The sequence below is a fragment of the Flavobacterium foetidum genome, assembly GCF_004634245.1.
GTDB classification, from domain to species: Bacteria; Bacteroidota; Bacteroidia; order Flavobacteriales; family Flavobacteriaceae; genus Flavobacterium; species Flavobacterium foetidum.
On record NZ_SJTF01000002.1, the window covers coordinates 201375 to 220006 of the forward strand.

Sequence of the window (18632 nt, forward strand, 5' to 3'; positions counted from 1 at the left end):
TTTCAACTTCAAACTTGAAATCTGAAACCTGAAACTTGAAACTTGAAACCTGAAACAAAAACAAATAAAATCTCTAAGCCTTCATTATTTTGGAATCAGCAAAATCCATATCAAAAATCGTCAAGTCACTTTTTCTTTTTCTCTTTTTAGGAAACATTGCATCGGCACAAAATTTTAAACTTTTGCGTTACGATGAAAATTATGAATACCTCAAAGATTCTGCCCGAAACTTTTATGAGAATTTAAAATTTGTTCCTTTAAATCAAGAGAAAGATTTTCACCTGTCTTTTGGAGGCGAAGCACGATATGAATATGTTGATTTCAATAATGAAGATTGGGGACGACTTAATATTGGGCATAACAATTTTCTTTTGCAACGCTATGATCTTCATGCAGATATTCATCTTGGAAAAAACTTTAGAGTATTTGCACAGTTAAGAAGCGCTCTGCAGGATGGAAGAATTAACGGCCCGAGAGGAATTGACGAAGATCAGCTAAATGTTCAGAATCTTTTTTTGGATGTAACGCTATGGCAGGAAAAAGATAAAAAAGTACTTGTTCGCGCCGGAAGACAGGAACTCGACTACGGCTCGGGAAGGTTAATTTCGGTACGAGAGGGACCAAATGCCAGACTTTACTTTACAGGAGGAAAGATCATGTACGTTTCGTCTCGTTTTTCGATTGACGGATTTGCGATGATGGCCAATACCATTTATACAGGTGTTTTTGATAATAAAATGTCAAAACAGCTCAATCTTTGGGGAGCTTACTCTAAAATCATATTCCCGAAGGCAGGAAATCTGGATTTGTATTATCTCGGAATAAAAAGAAACGAATCGCTCTTTGAACAAGGAATCGCTCCTGAAAAAAGACACACCGTAGGAACCAGATTCTGGAAATACGGAGGCGGTTTTATCTACAATCTAGAAGCCGCTTACCAATTCGGAAGTTTTGGTTCTGGAAACATAAATGCCTGGACAGCATCGGCAGATATAGGATATTCTTTTGAAAAAATCAGACTCAAACCGACCATCAATCTCCGAAATGATTATATCTCAGGGGATTTGAATAAAGGGAATGAAAATCTGCAGACTTTCAATCCGCTGTATCCAAAAGGAGGCTATTTTGGTTTTAGTCCGCAGGTTGGTCCTGTCAACCTCATCGATATTCATCCTTATGCTACAGTCGATTTGCTTCCGGAACTAAAGATGCAGGTCGATGTGGTTTTTAATTGGAGATATTCGACCCAGGACGGCGTTTACAGACCAAGCGGTACTTTAAATCTGCCCGGAAGCGCATCAGACGAACGTTATATCGGAACGGCTTATCTGGCCAATTTCACCTATAGCGTCAACAAATATATTTCAGTCGTGAGCGGTATTCAGTACTTTAAAACTGGTGCTTTTATCAATGATATTATTCCAAATTCGAAAGACGGTGTTTTCTTTAATGCCAGACTCGGATTCAAATTTTAAAAACATAAAAACAATAGCACACAGATAAAACTGATTCGCTATTGGAAACGCTGAAAAAACAGATTTTTTAACTAAAAAGCTACAAACAGAATCTGCGCAAATCCGCTTCATACGCGTCAAATTCTACGTTATAAAAAACATCAACTAAATTTCTAAATATGGAAAAAGCAGCCATTTTCAAAAAACATCCAATTAGAAAGCTTATTCTAATTCTTCTAATATTTGCAGGTTCAACTAGTTCTGCTGTTGCGCAAAATGCAGCAATCGGCTCGACTACAACTTGGGGTAAAGTAGACGGCGTTGCTGTAAACGGATTGGTTCAAGGGCCGTCTGCTGCAGTCGCAGAATTACAGGTTGCCTGCGTTTTTGAATATACAGAAGGCGACATCTTTAATCCGCCAGCACTTCCAGCAAACCTAAACGGAATGGTACATTTGGACGACGCCTTAAAAGGGATTATAACCGAATTACGCAAAAGCGGAAAATTTACTGGTCACTCGCTTGAAACATTGCTAATTACGGCTCCTAAAGGCGCTTTGGCTTCAAAAAAATTATTATTAATTGGCTTAGGCGACCGCAATAAATTTACACCCGATTTAATGATCAGTGTTGGAAGCGTGGCTATGCGTGAGGCGCTTCGTATGGGCGTAACCGATTTTTCTTTTGCAAGCGATATCAAAGATGCCGGAATCGATTCTCCCACAGCTTTAGTAGCAGAAAATGTGGTTTTAGGCTCTTTTGAAGCTTATAGAACACAGCTGTATTTAAAGGACAAAAAAATGTCTGATCATAAACCTTTAAGCAAAATTATTCTTCTTGCCGGACCGGCGTTTTACACGGTTGCAGGAGAAGGAATCAAGAATGCGATTGCAAAACTTAACGCTAAATCCTAAATTATGAAAGCAGATTTAATTTTATTTAATGGCAAAATTCATAGTTTCAATACCGAAACTCCAAATGTAACAGCGGTTGCAATTAAAGATGGAAAATTTATAGCAGTCGGAAACGACAGCAGCGTGATGGAATTTGCTTCTGAAGAAACTAAAATCATAGATCTCTTGAACCGCAGAGTGGTTCCCGGAATCAACGATTCGCATATTCATCTTATTCGCGGAGGGTTAAATTACAACTTAGAATTGCGCTGGGATGGTGTTCCTTCGCTTGCCGATGCTCTTAGAATGCTAAAAGAGCAAGTAGACCGTACGCCGAATCCGCAATGGGTTCGTGTTGTGGGAGGATGGACTGAGTTTCAGTTTGCAGAACGCAGAATGCCGACTTTAGAAGAAATCAATGCCATCGCACCAGAAACACCAGTTTTTATTCTTCATCTGTACGACAGAGCGATTATGAACAGAGCGGCATTAAAAGCTGTCGGCTATAATAAAAATACTCCCGCACCTCCTGGAGGGCATATCGAAAGAGATGCTAACGGAGAACCGACCGGACTTATAATCGCGACTCCAAATGCAATGATTTTGTATTCTACATTGGCTAAAGGACCTACTCTTTCCTACGAACATCAGCTCAACTCGACTCGTCATTTTATGAAAGAACTCAACCGATTCGGAATTACAAGTGTTATTGATGCCGGAGGTGGATTTCAGAACTTTCCCGACGACTATAAAGTGGTAAATGAATTGAATGAAAAAAATCAATTGACGGTCAGAATCGCTTATAACCTTTTCACTCAGAAACCAAAACACGAATTTGAAGATTTTTCGGATTGGATTGATACCGTAAAATTATACCAAGGAAACGATATGTACCGCCACAATGGCGCTGGTGAAATGTTGGTTTTTTCTGCAGCAGATTTTGAAGATTTCTTGCAACCAAGACCTGATCTTCCTGAAAATATGGAAGCTGAATTGGAAAAAGTAGTTCGCCTTTTGGTAGAAAACCGCTGGCCATTTAGGCTTCATGCTACCTACAACGAAAGCATTACAAGATTTTTGAATGTCTTCGAAAAAATAAACCGTGAAATTCCGTTTAACGGACTTCCTTGGATTTTCGATCATGCCGAAACAATCGATGAGCGCAATATTGAACGTGTAAAAGCTCTTGGCGGCGGCATCGCGGTTCAAAGCCGAATGGCCTATCAAGGAGAATATTTCACCGATCGTTACGGAGCAAAAGCTGCCGAAAACACACCGCCAATCAAAAAAATGCTTGAAATGGAAGTTCCAGTTGGTGCGGGTTCAGATGCTACACGTGTCAGCAGCTACAATCCTTGGGTTTCTATGTATTGGATGACGGCCGGAAAAACGGTTGGAGGTTTGCAACTGTACAACGAAACTCGATTAAACCGACAAACTGCTTTGGAATTGTACACAAGAGGAAGCGCTTGGTTTTCTCAGGAACAAACCAAAAAAGGCGACATTAAAGTTGGAATGTTTGCCGATCTAGTGGTTTTAGACCGCGATTATTTCACAATCGATGATGAAGAAATCAAAAAAATCGAAGCTGATCTGACTATGGTCGACGGAAAAATTGTGTATGCCAATGGAGATTTTTCTTCGTTTTCGCCGCCTCATATTCCGATTCTGCCAGACTGGTCGCCAACTAATATTTACAACGGTTATCCTGTAAGAAGTGGTTTGCAGAGTGCTATTGAAAAAAACACAAAAGCAGACGCTAAACCAAAACTGACTGCACAGATTCACAGTTGCAGCGGCAGTTGCGATGTTCATGCACACAACCATGACGCGGCAAGATTGAGCAATGTACCGGTAAACAATTATAATGCATTTTGGGGCGCTTTGGGCTGTTCCTGCTTCGCTTTTTAAATTCAAAAAAAAATGACTGATTTTATAAAACAAATTTTGTACTCCGATTTAGGAACATCGTTCAACAATATGGCCTTTTTAGTCTTTAGAGTTCTGCTCGCTGTTGAGCTATTTCGAGTACACGGCATGAAGAAATTCCGTCTGGAAAACGGTCAAAAAGAACAAGTTCCGAATCCGCTGCATCTTCCAGAAAAACTGAATGGATTCGTCGCCACTTTTTCTGATACCGCTGTACCGCTTTTTATTATTCTCGGCCTCGGCACCAGGCTGGCCGTACTGCCGACAATTGGAGTTACAGCCGTAGGATATTTTGTCGTTCACCGAAAAGATTCCCTTGAAGTACGAGATGTTCCGTACATGTACACTTTATCCTTATTATTAATTCTTGCATTTGGAGCAGGAAAATATTCACTTGATTATTACTTATTAAACCTTATTTAAAATGAAAGCAAACATCGGAATCAAACAAGAAAACATCTCAAAAGTCGTAGATGTCTTAACCAAAATTCTTGCGGATGAATTTGTATTATATACTAAAACGAAAAGAGCTCACTGGAATGTTGAGGGTCCAGATTTCTACAACAAACATCTTTTTTTCGAACAACAATACGATTCAATTGATGAGATTGTCGACACGGTTGCCGAAAGAATCAGGTCTTTAGGACATTACACACCTGCATCTCTAAAAGATTTTCTGGCGCTCACTCATTTGTCAGAAGAATTAAAAGAAAAAAACGACAGCAATGGTTTTATCAAGGAGTTACTTCTGGATCACGAAAGCATTATCATTTACTTGCGTGAAAACATCAACAGCATTGCCGGAGAACTTCAAGATGCAGGAACAAGTGATTTTATTACTGGTCTTGTAGAAAATCATGAAAAAATGGCTTGGATGCTTCGTGCTCATTTAAATTAATAGTATGGAAGGACAAAAAAATATTTGGTACGTAACCCTGCTGCTCACTATGATAGCAGGGTATTGCGATACCGTAACATTTGTTGCCGCAGATTCTATATTTTCTGCACATGTTACGGGCAACTTTATTGTTTTTGCTTATCAAATCGTAAAAGGTTCAGATGTGCATGCTTGGATTAAATTATTAACATTTCCAATCTTTGTAATTGCTGTAATTGCTGGAGGAAGAATTGTTTTGAAAAGCGTTAACCGCTATACGATTTTGTTTTGGGAAGGAATTATATTGCTCTTAAGCGGTATTGCTTCGTACATTTTTGGCTATTTGGAAATATTTTCAGAATGGGCAATGTACGGCGTAGCGATGACAACCGTTTTTGCCATGGGATTACAGAATGCTTTTGGAAAATTATATGCCAAAGAAACACACGGACCCACTACGATGATGACAGGAAATGTAACGCAAGCGTCTCTTGATTTAGGAAATCTTATTAAAAATGGCGTTTCAGATTCTGATTCCTTCTTGAGTTTTAAGAAACAGCTGGTTACCATTACCGGTTTCTTAGCAGGTTGCTTTTTAGGTGCCGTTGCCGGAAAATTTTTCGGTTTGGGAACTTTGATCCTCCCTGGAATCGCGATGATTATCTGTTATTGGTACCACCGAAATAACTAACCTAGACTGTTTGCCAATTTGCAGATTTCTGATAATAGATTATCTTTAAAAAATGAATTTTAGCCCCATAAATGCTGTCAAAAAACAAATAATAATTACAAGCTTTGCAGTTGTTTTATTTTTTACACCTCTAGTAGGAAATGCACAACAGACAGAAAATCCAAATGTGTTAAAAAGCAAAATAGCAGCTTCTAAAAACAATTCGGAAAAAGCAATATTGCTTCTAGATTTAAGCAGCTATTATCTCAAAAAGCCTGGCGAATTTAAGACTGATCTCGAAAACGCACGCATGATAAATGCTCAGGCTAAATTATTGTCTGACCGTTTGGGATATAAAATAGGCAAAGCAAGAAGCATACTGCTTGATGCGCAGATTTTTAGAGAGAAAGGAGACACCAGTAATGCTTTTAAAAAAGCAAAGGAAGCTGTTTCTTACTCTAAAAATCATAATCTGACCGAATTGCAGGCAGAAAGTTATGCCGAGCTTTCTATTTACGACGCTTCGCTGGAACAAAAAGCAAAATATAAGGAAACGGCAATTGAGCTTTTTAAGAAATCGGGTGCTAAGGAAAAACAAGCCGAAAACCTAAAAGGACTAGGAGAATTATACAGCATCAATGAGAATCCAGAGAAGGCTGAACCGCTTTTAAAAGAATCTCTAGCTCTTTATAAAGCTATCAAATATCAGAAACTGCAAGGGGTTTACAATCTGCTGTCTGAAGTTAATACGCAAAAAGGAAATTATCCCGAATCTTTGAAATATGCTCTTTTAGCAGAAAAAACGGCTATTGCGCTAAACGATAATTCGCTTCAGTTAAGCTCAATTTACAATCATGTCGGATTGGTTTATTATTACCTGCGTCAAAATAACGATGCCGAGGAATATTGGTATAAAGCATTAGAAATTGCGAAATATCATAAGGATACAGAATATGTGCGCACAATTGGAGAAAACCTATGTTCGCTCCTTATTCGCCAGAAAAAAGAAAACGAAGCTCTGAAACTTATAAAAGAAATGCAGCTTCATTTTCCGACCTCAAACATAGAAAGGCAGATGAAAGAAAACTATCTGCTTTTTAATATTTACAGAATTCTGAAAAACAATAGTACTGCCACGGTTTATTATAAAAAACTGGCAGACTACTATGGCGAAAATGCAGATAGAAACGGCAACAGTATTGCGATTTTAAGAAGTTTTGCTTCTTATCATTATCAAATAAAAAAGTTCGACGATTTCTACCGAACAATTAAGCGCCTGGACACCCTCGCTGCAGGAGCGGGAAACAATCTCATAAGATCTGAAAGTTATCTGATTTGGTTTAAGGCAGATTCTTCGAGGGGGAATTACATCGAAGCAATCAAACATTATCAGTTGTATAAAAGTCTGTCGGATTCTGTTTTCAAAGGCGAAAAAAGCAAACAAATCAGCAGCCTTCAAATTGAGTTTGAAAGTGAAAAAAAAGATAAAAATATCGATTTGCTGCAGCAAAAGGCAAAACTTCAAGAAATAAAGATTCACAACGACACTATAGTGAGATATCTGTTTATTATAATTGTCGTTATCTTGAGTGCACTAGTCGTGCTTTTGTACAACCGATTCAGGCTGAAAAAGAAGACGAACGAGCAACTCGAAATCAAACAACAGAAAATCACCGAGCAAAACGAACTGAACAAAAAAATGCTTTTGGAGAAAGAATGGCTTTTAAAAGAAATTCATCACCGAGTTAAGAACAACCTTCAGATTGTCATTAGTTTATTAAATACGCAATCGGCTTATCTGGACAATGAAGATGCACTTATGGCGATACAAAACAGCAAGCACAGAATGCATGCCATGTCGCTTATTCATCAAAAATTATATCAGTCTGATAATCTCGCTAATATTGATATGTCGTGGTACATCTACGAATTGATTAGCAATATGAAAGAATGTTTTAATACTGATGACAAAATCAATTTTGTTTTAAACACAGAAAAAGTTTATCTTGATGTTGCACAAGCAGTTCCTCTGGGATTAATCATCAACGAAGCGATCAACAATGCCATAAAATACGCTTTTCCCGCAGACAGAAAAGGCGAAGTAAAAATAGTCCTTAAAAATATCGGCTATAATAATTATGAGCTGTTGATTATGGACAACGGAATCGGTCTTCCAGATGGTTTTGACGAAATAGAAAGAGATTCACTTGGAATGAATTTAATGATGGGACTGACCGATCAGATTGACGGGATTTTTGAAATGAAAAGCGATAATGGACTTAAACTCAAAATTACATTTACAAGAAATACTGAATTTGAAGCATCAACCGAAAATGCTGAAATCATATAACTTTTAGGCAATGAAAGAAAAAATTCTAATTGTAGAAGACGAATTTATTGTAGCAAATGATTTAAAAATTATGCTCATGAAAGCGGGTTACCAGATTACGGGCATTGCCTCTTCTGTAGTTCAGGCGCGCAAACTCATAGAAGCTAAAAGACCAGACTGGGTATTATTGGATATTATGCTTAAAGACAATCTTACGGGGATAGATCTGGCATGGGAACTACGAGAAATGCAACTGCCGTTTTTGTACATTTCTGCCAATACCAACCAATCTACGCTCGAAGCGGTCAAAGAAACACATCCGTACGGATTTATGGTAAAACCTTTTAGAGAGCGAGATCTTTTGGTAATGCTGGATATTGCCAAATACAGATACAATGAGGAACGAGGTGCATTTACAGAAATTCCGCAAACTGTAGAAAACACAGCAATAGAAGGAATAATTGGAAACAGTCCGCTTTTAAATGAAGTTATAGAAAAAATAAGAATAGTGGCACCAGCAGAAACTTCAGTTTTGATTCTTGGCGAAAGCGGTACGGGAAAAGAAAGAGTCGCCCATGCCCTACACGATCTTTCGGCACATAAATCAAATGCTATTGTGGTTGTTAATTGTGCGGCCCTTCCTCAGTCATTGGTTGAATCTGAGTTGTTTGGACACGAAAAAGGATCTTTTACAGGAGCCAACTCACAAAGAATCGGTAAATTTGAGCAAGCCCACAACGGAACCATCTTTTTGGATGAAATTGGAGAGCTGCCTCTAGATTCGCAGGTAAAATTATTGCGTGTGCTTCAGGAAAAAGAAATCCAGAGACTGGGCGGCAGTTCAACGATTAAGATTAATGTACGTGTAATCGCTGCAACTAATAGATCGCTGGAAAAAGAAGTCGCAGAAGGTCGTTTCAGGCTCGACTTATATTATAGATTAAATGTTTTCCCGATTGAGCTTCCGCCGTTAAAGGAACGCAAAGAAGATATTGAAGCTTTGGCTGCGTATTTCGTGAAAAAATATGCAGCAAAATCGAGAAAAAATGTTTCACACATCAACCCATCCGCTCTAGCACAATTAATGAATTATGACTGGCCCGGAAACATACGTGAACTCGAACACCTTATAGAACGTAATGTATTGTTAGCGAAAACAAGCGAAATCGAAAAGTTCGATCTTCCTTCAAATACACTAATTCATTTGCAGCAAAACAACGGCAAAATGAAAACAATGGAAGAAATGGAAAAAGAACACATTATGACCGCTCTTCAAAATTGCGGTGGCAAAGTTTCGGGTCCCGGCGGTGCCGCAGAACTGCTGCAAATGCAACCACAAACCTTGTATTCTAAAATGAAGAAACTAGGAATCAAGCAGGGATATTATTAATCTACATTAAGCTGACTTGACTCCAATCTTAGCGAATTTTGTGGTTATAAACCAACATATAAAACAAAAAATTATGGAAACAATAAAATTAGAATTAGACGAAAAAAAACACGGCAATTTTAATCTTTATGTCGATGAAAAAAAATTGGGCGAAATGACAGTTAGCCTAAAAGAAGATGTATTGACTGTCTACCACACAGGAGTTGAGCCAGAAGCCGAAGGAAAAGGTTACGCAAAAAAACTTCTCGAAGAAATGGTTTCGTATGTACGCACCAATAAAATGATGGTTAAGGCGCTTTGCCCGTACGTACACGCTCAATTCACAAAACATCCTGAAGAATACAAAGACATCTGGAAAAAATAACTTAAATAAAGCCGTTGGGTGAAATAGAATAAAATAGATACATTCAATAATTAAAATCTAATTTGATCTGCTAAAATCTGCGTGAAATCTTACTTATAAATTTTTCACGCAGATTCAAACAGATTAAAGCTGATTTAATAGAATTGAAAAATAATTTCACTCCACGGGTTAACTTAAATAAGAGCATTATGAATTTAGACACACTTACAGCAGGAATAAACTTAAATGAAGCAAAAAAAGCTTTAATAATGATTCACGGAAGAGGAGCAGAAGCTCATGACATTCTTTCTATTGCAAAATATCTGGATGTGGCAGATTTTGCTTTGGTCGCGCCTCAGGCCGACAACAGAACTTGGTATCCGTATTCTTTTTTGGTTCCTATTGCCGAAAATGAACCTTCATTCTCAAATTCGCTTCATGCACTTTCGCAGGTTTTAGTTGCCGTACAGCAAAACGGAATCGAAAAAGAAAATATTTATTTCTTAGGATTTTCGCAAGGAGCCTGTCTTGCTTTGGAATTTACAGCTAGAAATGCTGCTAGGTATGGCGGCGTGGTTGCTTTTACAGGCGGACTTATAGGCGATAAGGTTTACGAAGAGCATTACCGCGGAAACTTTGAAGGTACACCAATTTTTATCGGAACCAGTGATCCCGATTTTCATGTTCCTGTGGAAAGAGTCGACCAAACAGCGGTACTTCTTGAAAAAATGGGAGCAAACGTTACCAAAAAAATCTATGACAATATGGGACACACTATTAGCCAGAACGAAATTGATTTGGCAAACCAGCTTATTTTTTCTAAAAAGCAATGATTACAATAACCCGAATTTACAGCGACCTTGATGGTGAAAGCCATTTTGAAGATTTTGAAGTTCCATTGAAAAACAATGGCGACATCGGATTTTTATCTGATGACGAACCTGTACAATCAATCGTATTTAGAGAAGTGAGTCCGTCGTATGATTACGATTTTCATAATGCGCCAGACCGTCAGTACATAGTTTTGCTGGAAGGCGGCGTTGAAATCGAAACTTCGCTTGGCGAAAAAAGAACCTTTAATACCGGTTCTATTTTATTAGTGGAAGATACAACCGGCAAAGGGCATAAAACCAAAAATATTGAGCCAAAACTCAGAAAATCGATATTTATAAAATTATAAAAATGGAAAAAGAAACCTCCAGAATAGAAGGCTTCAGCGACGGTGTCTTTGCTATTGCCATTACGCTTTTAGTCTTGGATCTTCATGCTCCGGAAACGTCTGCAATAAAAAACGGAACAGAATTGCTTCGTTTTTTAACAGAAGAATGGACAACTTATCTCGCTTTCAGCCTTTCGTTTTTCAGCATTTTTATCATGTGGGTCAATCATCACAAGATTTTCAAACAAATCTACAGCCGCAATACTGCCATCATGTTTTCCAACGGATTTATTCTTTTTCTAGTCACGGCGGTTTCGTATCCAACGGCGCTTCTGGCACGTTTTTTTGATGGAGAAGCATCTGGTATCGCCGTTGCGATTTACACCGGAATGTTTGTATTGATCAATTTTGCATACAATCTTTTATGGTTTGTCGCCGCTCAAGACAAAAAACTTTTGCGTCCCGGAATTACTGCTGTCGCCATCCAAAAAATCAGAAATAATTACCTGTACGGATTTCCAACCTATTTGATTGCTTTTGGGCTTTCGTTTCGGTTTCCTGCAATTGCTTTGGCAATCAATATGCTTTTATTGGTTTTCTGGGCATTTTCGTCAGGAAAAATAAAAATGCAGGAATAAGTCAGCTTAAGAAATGTTCTTTTTTGATTCCGAGTTTCTGCATTTTCGAAATTAAAGTCGTTCCCGGAAGACCTAATAAAACGGCTGCACCTTGAGGCCCCGAAATTCTTCCGCCGCATTTTTTAACCACTTTCAGGATATGCTCCTTCTCTACTTCCTGCAACTTTTTGGTATAAAATTCGTCTGCCGTCTCTGGCGATGTGGCAATAAAAATTTCCGGAAATGGCATTTCTTTTATGATTTCCTCCTTAGCATATAAAATACTCCGTTCTACCATATTTTCCAATTCACGAACATTTCCTGGCCACGGATTTGAAATCATGCTTTTCAATACTTTTCTAGAAAAACCTTTTATCTTTTTGCCTATTTTGTGAGAATGTCTCGCCAGAAAGAAATCTGCCAAATCCTCAATATCTTCAACTCGATCGCGCAACGCTGGGAGCGCTATCGGAAAAACATTCAGCCGATAAAACAAATCGCTTCTAAAATGCCCCTTTGCCACTTCTTTTTCCAATAATCTGTTGGTTGCGGCTATTACACGTACATTTATTTTGATTGTTTTCCTTCCCCCGATTCTTTCTATTTCTTTTTCCTGCAGTACACGAAGCAACTTGCCTTGAAGTTCCAACGGCAATTCTCCTATTTCGTCCAGAAAAATAGTTCCGTTATGCGCCTGCTCAAACTTGCCAATTCTTAAATCTGTCGCACCAGTAAATGCGCCTTTTTCATGACCGAACAATTCGCTTTCAATCAAATGTTCGGGAATCGAAGCGCAATTCACTTTTATGATTTTTTCGTTTGAAACCAATGACAAATTATGAATTGCATTTGCAATAAGCTCTTTTCCGGTTCCTGTTTCTCCAAAAATCAAAACAGTAGATTCAGAAGGCGCCACTTGCGCTATCAATTCGTACACCTTTTTCATGACGGCGCTGTTTCCGACAAGACCATGAAAATTTTCAGTTTCGGTTTTAATTTCCAGTTTTCTTTCGCCCAAATTCTTTTTCAAAATTTCAAGTTCAGCAAGAGCTTTTTCATACGCCGAAGCCATTTTGATGTTTCTCACCGTAATAGAAAGCTGTTGCGCAATACTTCTAAGCATTCTGCTGGTTTCTCTTGTAAAAACTGTTGCATTTTTAAAGAAAAGAAAAAGCACATTCCGATTGCCTTTTATAGCAGGAAGACAAATTCCGATTCCGTTTTTAAAATTTTTATTTTTTACTGAATGAAGATAATTAGGAAGTGCGCCAGTACTTTCAAAATCTTTTAAATCAAAAACAACAATATCTGCCGATTCGAGACACAAATCAAAAAAGCCATCTTTTAGAATGTAAGATTGTGTTTGAATTTCTGGATTGGTAAACTGATATAAAATTTGATATTCGGTTTCTCCTTCGTTTGATGATGCCAGAATAAAATCTTCAAAAGAAAAATAATCTTTAAGCAAATGACTTGCAAGAGTATGGAATTCATTTTTCGTCGAAGCTTCAGAAAGTGCCTTACAGATTGCCAACGTCAGCATTTGTTCTTTTTCTCTTTCCTGCAGCCTGTTCATAATAACTGCGGTCTGATCTTGCGGCTTTTCCATAATGTCTTGGGTGTGGTATTAATGGGTAAAAGGTAAATTTAAGAAATCGCCCTATTTTACAACCATTGATTTTCGAAATAAAACACACATAATTCATAAAATTACGAAATATCGTATTCCAAAAGGCTGTAATTCAATTTTAAATTACTAATTTACAATACATTACAACAAAAGGAATGTTATTTGGTTACTAAATGAACGACAGAAAAAATGTTCATTTTTATTTCTTAATCTAGGTTAATCGATTCAGAGCCGCAACGGAAGTAAATTTGTAAAAGAAAAATCAATAACAAATTAATACTATAAAACCATGGAAAATAAAATTTTAGGCTTACACCATATTACTGCAATTGCAGGCGACGCTAAACGCAACTTTGAATTTTATACTAAAATACTAGGCTTACGTTTCATCAAAAAAACGGTAAATTTTGACGACCCTGGAACCTATCATTTTTACTTTGGCGACGAAATAGGAAGCGCTGGAACTATCTTAACTTTTTTCCCTTGGGGAGAAGGAATCCAACAAGGTAGAAAAGGCTCTGGAATGGCAACAGAAATTGGTTATTCTGTACCAAAAGGAAGTTTAGATTTCTGGCAGAAACGTTTTGAGCAATACAATGTCATCTATAATAAACCAGCAGAGAAATTCGGAGAAAAATACCTGACTTTCCTTGATCCTGATGGTTTGAAGTTAGAATTAATCGAATCTAAAACAGAAGACAACAGAAAACCTTGGGAAACCGACGAAGTAACAGCTGCTGTTGCGACTAGAGGTTTTCATAACATTACTTTAACCTTAAACAACATAAAACCGACCGCTGCAGTCTTGACAGAAATATTCGGTTACAAACTAATCGATCAAGATATAAACCGTTACCGCTATGCCACCGATGCCGTAGAAAATGCCGCTATAGTTGACTTAGTAGAACTAGCAGATGAAAAACGTGGCTTAAATGCAAACGGAACTGTTCACCATGTTGCTTTTAGAGTAAAAAATGACGAAATCTTAATGCACTTCCGTGAAAAAGTCGAAGCATTTGGTTTGTCTATTACGCCACAGATTGACAGAAATTATTTCCACTCTCTTTATTTCAGAGAACCGGGAGGTGTTTTATTCGAAATCGCAACAGACAATCCTGGATTTACCGTAGATGAAAGTTTGGAAGAATTAGGACAAAACTTAAAACTTCCGGCACAATACGAATCAGACAGAGCCGCTATTGAAGCGCACTTGGTTAAAATCAATTAATTTTTTAAACGCAAGAACCGCAAAGAAAAAACTTAAGATAGCAATATATAAAGTGTTGCTGTATTTAAGCCAATCTTTGCGGATTTTGCGGTTAAATCTCCAGACAATAAATTATAAACACATTATATCATGGCAAAAATAGCATTATACGGATTTGGTCGAATTGGAAGACAGTTTCTTCGAGTGACCTTAAAAAACAATCTTTTAGTTCCTGAAGTTATCGCAGATATTCAGGATGTAGAATTGTTGGGAGCATTATTCAGCGTTGACAGCAATTACGGCAGATGGCATGAAGAAGTAAAAACTTCTGGTGAAAATTTTATAATTGGAGACAGACAGATTCCGTACAAAAATTCAAGCAAGGAAATTCCCGATTGGAAATCTCTCGGTATCGATTTGGTTGTAGATTGCACGGGACGCGCCACTACAAGAGAAAATGCACAAAAACATATAGACAATGGCGCCAAATATGTCTTGGTAAGCGCGCCAAGTAAATCTTTGGCTGATTGTGATGCTGTGCTTCTAAAGGGAATCAATCTAGATGAATTTGATGCCGCAAACCATAGAATAATCAGTATGGGGAGTTGCACAACAAATGCGCTGGCAGCAGTTGTAAAAGTCATCAAAGAAAATTTCGGTATAGAATACGGACTTTTTTCTACGGTTCACTCCTACACCAACACACAATCGTTAACCGATCAGCCAATGAAGGACAGACGTGATTCTTGGGCTGCGGCAGAAAATATAATTCCGTCCTCGTCGGGAGCTGCAAAAGCGCTGCAATTTATATGGAACGATCTTAAAATTACCGGAAAAGCCTATCGTGTTCCGACCAAAACGGGAAGTATCGCCGAGTTAAATCTAGTTACAACAAAAGATTGTTCTGTTGAAGAAGTAAATGACGCTTTTAGGAAAGCAGCAAAAGAAGGCGAACTAAAAGGTGTTTTAGACGTTTTGGAAGAACAATGGAGTTCTGCAAGAATTGTTGCCGATCCGCATTCTTCAATCATCGATTTGCCGCTTACCGCAAAACAAGGAAATCTTCTTTCTGTTGCCGCATGGTACGACAACGAATGGGGTTTTGCCAACAGATTGGCAGAAGTTGCAAAATACATCGCTGAAAAAATTTAATTTCAGACAAAATATAAATATCAAAAAAGCCGCAGAAAAATATTCTTACGGCTTTTTTTACTTAAAACTATTTCTTTTTTACATTGAGGTGATTAAAAACTCACTTCTTCTGTTTACCAGATGCTGTTCTTCAGAACATTTTACTCCGTCTTTACATTTATTAAGAAGTTTGCTTTCACCATATCCTTTTCCTTTCAGACGATTGGCATCGATGCCTTTCTGTATAAGCCAAGCCATGATTGATTTGGCTCTTTTATCAGATAAAACCATATTTGATTTTGCTGATGAACGGCTGTCGGTATGCGAACGGATATCAATTTTCATGTTTGGATATTCCTGCATTACGGCAAAGATTTTTTCAAGTTCAACCGCCGCAGATTCTGTTATATCTGCTTTTCCTAGATCAAAATAAATCATCGAAATATTTAGCGTTTTTCCTAAGTCTGTTCCAATTTTGATTTTCTTGACTACTGGAAGTGGCAATGCAATTGCGGCAACTTTTTCTTTTTCTAATACAAAATCCAATTTATTGTCTAGTCCGTATGCAATTGCAATTGGATTTTCTTTTACGGGATATTGCTTTCTTTCTACTCTAATAAGATAATTTTTACTGCAGTTTACCGTAAAAGAATACGTTCCGTCTGCAGCTGTTGTGATTTCTCCTATAACCTGATTCTTATCGTCAAGCAATTTGACTTTTGCTCCTTCTATAGGTTCATTTGCTTTATTGTCTGAGATGGTTCCGGTCAAAGTTCTTTCGCAGACCATTTTTTTGGTTTCGGTAAATTTGTAAATATCGTCATTTCCGATACCGCCTTTTTTGTTTGAAGAATAATATCCTTTTCGGGTATTGCTGTCAATTATAAAAGCAAAATCATCAAAACTGGTGTTTATTGGTTCACCAATATTCTGAACACGGTCAAAAGTTCCGTTTTCAAGAATTTTCGAAACAAAAATATCCAATCCACCAAGTCCAGGACGACCGTCGGTTGCAAAGTACAATTCGTTATCGCCCGAAATAAATGGGAAAGTTTCTCTTCCTTCCGTATTGATGCCTTTTCCTAAATTTTCAGGTTTTCCGAAAGTTCCATCAGTATTAATCGTCACACTGAACAAATCTGACTGACCTAAAGTTCCCGGCATATCAGAAGCAAAATACAATTTCTTTTCGTCTAAACTCAAAGCTGGATGTGCCGTACTGTATTTATCACTGTTAAAAGGAAGTTCTTTTATATTCGTCCATTTTCCGTCTACAAAATCGGCTTTGTATAATTTCAGCAAAGTGATATTCTTATCATCTTTTCCACGTTTTCCATCCAGATAATTGTTTCTGGTAAAATACATTGTTTTTCCGTCCTTGGTAAAAACTGGAGTCGACTCGTTAAATTTTGAATTAATTTCATCATTCAAAAGAACCGCTTTGTTAAGATTTCCGTCGGCTTTAATTGTGGCAACATATAAATTGGTAAACGATTTGTTAGTCCATTTAAAAGTTTTGCCTTCCTTTTTTCCAATAGGTCTCGCGGAGCTGAAAACTAGACTATTATTTAAAAAAGCACTTCCAAAATCAGAATGCTCCGAATTGATATTGGCAGGAGAAATTTCAAAACGGCCTGAATTCAGTTTAATCTGTTCAAGGTAATTTTTATTGTTTTCGAATAAAATGCCGCGACTGTCAGTGTTGGTTATTTTATTGAATTCGTTCAGCATCTTATCCGCCCTAGCGTAATCTCCCTTCGTTTTAAGCGATTGCGCATAGCGGTAGAAATATTCGGGCTCCTGTTTTGCATTTAAGGCAAAAAGTTTTTCGTACCATCCAGCAGCTTTTGCCAGGTCGGCATTAAAATAATAAGCATTTCCTAAGCGCTGAAACATCTTTTCGTCCTGATATCCGCTGGCAGCAGCTTTTTCGTACATAGAAATAGCATCCGCGAAGGCGTAATCATTATATTCTTTTTCTGCTTTGCTTAGAAGAGCTTTCTGCGCATTCCCGTTCAAAAAGAATAAAGAAAGAAAAATGACAGCTAGTATTTTTTTCAGTTTCATAATTAGAAGAATCTTGGTGATGTTATTCGGCTGTACTTATTCATAAACTCAAAACGCAGGAATATCTCGTGAGAGCCCGAATTGTAATTGTTCAGCTTAGTTGTTTCACGATCGTACGCATAACCAATGTACATGCTTTTGTTAACCTGAAAACCTGCCATGGCGCTCAAAGCCGCACTCCATCTGTACGATACCCCCGCAACGAATTTTTCGTTAAACATAAAATTTGCAGAAACATCTACCTGAAGCGGAGAACCGTGTACCATTTTGGCCAAAACTGCAGGTTTAAACTGGACCATCTCATAACGATCCAGATTAAACACATAACCAGCAATTAAATAGTAATTGATAAGTTCTTTAAAAATGGCAGTTTCGTTATCGTCATAACGTCTTGTTTCTATAAAGTTCGGCACAGACAAACCTACATACCCTTTGTCTGAATGGTAGTAAACCCCTGCTCCTATGTTTGGCGTAAATTTATTCTTAAAATCGGCAAACTGAGGATCTCCTTGATGTTCTGGCGTGAGTTTATTAGGATCAAGATTAAAAATGTTTCCCGATCCTTTGATACCAAAAGACAATTTAGCCTCTGCCGATGTCTGAATAGAGTATGATAAATCTACAGCAATATTATTCTCAGTTGTAGGACCTATTCGATCATTTACCAACGAAACACCCAATCCTAAATTACTGTTGTTTAATGGCGTGTTTACCGATAATGTACCCGTTTTCGGTGCACCATCGAGTCCAACCCATTGTGTACGGTACAATCCAAAAACGCTCATCACTCCTCTTGACCCAGCATAGGCAGGATTTATGTTAATGGTATTGTGCATATATTGTGTAAACTGCGCATCCTGCTGACCAAAACCTACAGCAGAACAAAACAATAAAACTAAAGCTATTTTTTTCATTTATATATTTTTAAAATAATGG

The 18632-nt window shown here is 37.7% G+C and carries 17 protein-coding genes; 14 read left to right on the forward strand and 3 right to left on the reverse strand.

Annotated elements, in window-relative coordinates:
* The first annotated feature begins 89 nt into the window (after positions 1-89).
* From E0W73_RS03230 to E0W73_RS03285, 12 genes are all read left to right on the forward strand, one after another.
* A complete protein-coding gene (locus E0W73_RS03230; protein WP_244248427.1) occupies positions 90-1475 on the forward strand; it encodes an alginate export family protein in 1386 nt (461 codons plus the stop codon).
* A 158-nt stretch (positions 1476-1633) separates the two neighbouring features.
* Complete coding sequence (locus E0W73_RS03235) at positions 1634-2368, forward strand: M17 family peptidase N-terminal domain-containing protein (RefSeq protein ID WP_135220658.1); 735 nt, start codon at positions 1634-1636, stop codon at positions 2366-2368.
* Positions 2369-2371: 3 nt separating this feature from the next.
* A complete protein-coding gene (locus tag E0W73_RS03240) occupies positions 2372-4258 on the forward strand; it encodes an amidohydrolase (RefSeq protein WP_135220659.1) in 1887 nt (628 codons plus the stop codon).
* Between the two features lie 12 nt (positions 4259-4270).
* Positions 4271-4699: a DoxX family protein gene (locus E0W73_RS03245; RefSeq protein WP_135220660.1), complete on the forward strand. Its 429-nt coding sequence runs from the start codon at positions 4271-4273 to the stop codon at positions 4697-4699.
* A 1-nt stretch (position 4700) separates the two neighbouring features.
* Positions 4701-5174, forward strand: a complete 474-nt coding sequence (locus E0W73_RS03250; protein WP_135220661.1) for a Dps family protein — start codon at positions 4701-4703, stop codon at positions 5172-5174.
* Between the two features lie 4 nt (positions 5175-5178).
* Positions 5179-5844 carry a YoaK family protein gene (locus tag E0W73_RS03255; RefSeq protein WP_135220662.1) on the forward strand — a complete coding sequence of 222 codons (666 nt, stop codon included), beginning with the start codon at positions 5179-5181 and terminating at the stop codon, positions 5842-5844.
* Between the two features lie 52 nt (positions 5845-5896).
* The gene (locus E0W73_RS03260) at positions 5897-8173 is read left to right on the forward strand and encodes a tetratricopeptide repeat-containing sensor histidine kinase (protein WP_135220663.1); all 2277 of its coding nucleotides are present in this window, start codon (positions 5897-5899) and stop codon (positions 8171-8173) included.
* A 10-nt stretch (positions 8174-8183) separates the two neighbouring features.
* A complete protein-coding gene (locus E0W73_RS03265; protein ID WP_135220664.1) occupies positions 8184-9542 on the forward strand; it encodes a sigma-54-dependent transcriptional regulator in 1359 nt (452 codons plus the stop codon).
* A 73-nt stretch (positions 9543-9615) separates the two neighbouring features.
* Positions 9616-9906, forward strand: coding sequence for a GNAT family N-acetyltransferase (locus tag E0W73_RS03270; RefSeq protein ID WP_135220665.1), 291 nt, complete (start codon positions 9616-9618; stop codon positions 9904-9906).
* Positions 9907-10094: 188 nt separating this feature from the next.
* Entirely contained in the window at positions 10095-10718 is a 624-nt protein-coding gene (locus E0W73_RS03275; RefSeq protein WP_135220666.1) for an alpha/beta hydrolase, read from the forward strand.
* A complete protein-coding gene (locus tag E0W73_RS03280; protein ID WP_135220667.1) occupies positions 10715-11065 on the forward strand; it encodes a cupin domain-containing protein in 351 nt (116 codons plus the stop codon). The genes E0W73_RS03275 and E0W73_RS03280 overlap by 4 nt, the downstream gene beginning before the upstream one ends.
* 2 nt (positions 11066-11067) lie before the next feature.
* Positions 11068-11682 (forward strand): TMEM175 family protein, encoded by a 615-nt coding sequence (locus tag E0W73_RS03285; protein WP_135220668.1) that lies wholly within the window; start codon positions 11068-11070, stop codon positions 11680-11682.
* 1 nt (position 11683) lies between these two features.
* Here E0W73_RS03285 and E0W73_RS03290 read toward each other — a convergent pair whose 3' ends face one another.
* Positions 11684-13270 carry a sigma-54 interaction domain-containing protein gene (locus tag E0W73_RS03290; RefSeq protein WP_135220669.1) on the reverse strand — a complete coding sequence of 529 codons (1587 nt, stop codon included), beginning with the start codon at positions 13268-13270 and terminating at the stop codon, positions 11684-11686.
* A 310-nt stretch (positions 13271-13580) separates the two neighbouring features.
* Here E0W73_RS03290 and E0W73_RS03295 point away from each other — a divergent pair, with 310 nt between their 5' ends.
* Both E0W73_RS03295 and E0W73_RS03300 read left to right on the forward strand, forming a co-directional pair.
* Positions 13581-14519 (forward strand): ring-cleaving dioxygenase, encoded by a 939-nt coding sequence (locus tag E0W73_RS03295; protein ID WP_135220670.1) that lies wholly within the window; start codon positions 13581-13583, stop codon positions 14517-14519.
* 129 nt (positions 14520-14648) lie between these two features.
* Positions 14649-15650: a type I glyceraldehyde-3-phosphate dehydrogenase gene (locus tag E0W73_RS03300; protein WP_135220671.1), complete on the forward strand. Its 1002-nt coding sequence runs from the start codon at positions 14649-14651 to the stop codon at positions 15648-15650.
* Positions 15651-15728: 78 nt separating this feature from the next.
* Here the strand turns inward: E0W73_RS03300 and E0W73_RS03305 are convergent, their stop codons facing one another.
* Both E0W73_RS03305 and E0W73_RS03310 read right to left on the reverse strand, forming a co-directional pair.
* Positions 15729-17696, reverse strand: coding sequence for an OmpA family protein (locus E0W73_RS03305; RefSeq protein ID WP_135220672.1), 1968 nt, complete (start codon positions 17694-17696; stop codon positions 15729-15731).
* Positions 17697-17698: 2 nt separating this feature from the next.
* Positions 17699-18610: a PorP/SprF family type IX secretion system membrane protein gene (locus tag E0W73_RS03310; RefSeq protein WP_135220673.1), complete on the reverse strand. Its 912-nt coding sequence runs from the start codon at positions 18608-18610 to the stop codon at positions 17699-17701.
* Between the last annotated feature and the right edge of the window lie 22 nt (positions 18611-18632).

Excerpts from the sequence above, each read along its gene's own strand:
- E0W73_RS03235 (WP_135220658.1), top strand. The coding sequence starts at position 1,634 with ATGGAAAAAGCAGCCATTTTCAAAAAACATCCAATTAGAAAGCTTATT.
- E0W73_RS03240 (WP_135220659.1), top strand. The coding sequence starts at position 2,372 with ATGAAAGCAGATTTAATTTTATTTAATGGCAAAATTCATAGTTTCAAT.
- E0W73_RS03245 (WP_135220660.1), top strand. The coding sequence starts at position 4,271 with ATGACTGATTTTATAAAACAAATTTTGTACTCCGATTTAGGAACATCG.
- E0W73_RS03250 (WP_135220661.1), top strand. The coding sequence starts at position 4,701 with ATGAAAGCAAACATCGGAATCAAACAAGAAAACATCTCAAAAGTCGTA.
- E0W73_RS03255 (WP_135220662.1), top strand. The coding sequence starts at position 5,179 with ATGGAAGGACAAAAAAATATTTGGTACGTAACCCTGCTGCTCACTATG.
- E0W73_RS03260 (WP_135220663.1), top strand. The coding sequence starts at position 5,897 with ATGAATTTTAGCCCCATAAATGCTGTCAAAAAACAAATAATAATTACA.
- E0W73_RS03265 (WP_135220664.1), top strand. The coding sequence starts at position 8,184 with ATGAAAGAAAAAATTCTAATTGTAGAAGACGAATTTATTGTAGCAAAT.
- E0W73_RS03270 (WP_135220665.1), top strand. The coding sequence starts at position 9,616 with ATGGAAACAATAAAATTAGAATTAGACGAAAAAAAACACGGCAATTTT.
- E0W73_RS03275 (WP_135220666.1), top strand. The coding sequence starts at position 10,095 with ATGAATTTAGACACACTTACAGCAGGAATAAACTTAAATGAAGCAAAA.
- E0W73_RS03280 (WP_135220667.1), top strand. The coding sequence starts at position 10,715 with ATGATTACAATAACCCGAATTTACAGCGACCTTGATGGTGAAAGCCAT.
- E0W73_RS03285 (WP_135220668.1), top strand. The coding sequence starts at position 11,068 with ATGGAAAAAGAAACCTCCAGAATAGAAGGCTTCAGCGACGGTGTCTTT.
- E0W73_RS03290 (WP_135220669.1), bottom strand. The coding sequence starts at position 13,270 with ATGGAAAAGCCGCAAGATCAGACCGCAGTTATTATGAACAGGCTGCAG.
- E0W73_RS03295 (WP_135220670.1), top strand. The coding sequence starts at position 13,581 with ATGGAAAATAAAATTTTAGGCTTACACCATATTACTGCAATTGCAGGC.
- E0W73_RS03300 (WP_135220671.1), top strand. The coding sequence starts at position 14,649 with ATGGCAAAAATAGCATTATACGGATTTGGTCGAATTGGAAGACAGTTT.
- E0W73_RS03305 (WP_135220672.1), bottom strand. The coding sequence starts at position 17,696 with ATGAAACTGAAAAAAATACTAGCTGTCATTTTTCTTTCTTTATTCTTT.
- E0W73_RS03310 (WP_135220673.1), bottom strand. The coding sequence starts at position 18,610 with ATGAAAAAAATAGCTTTAGTTTTATTGTTTTGTTCTGCTGTAGGTTTT.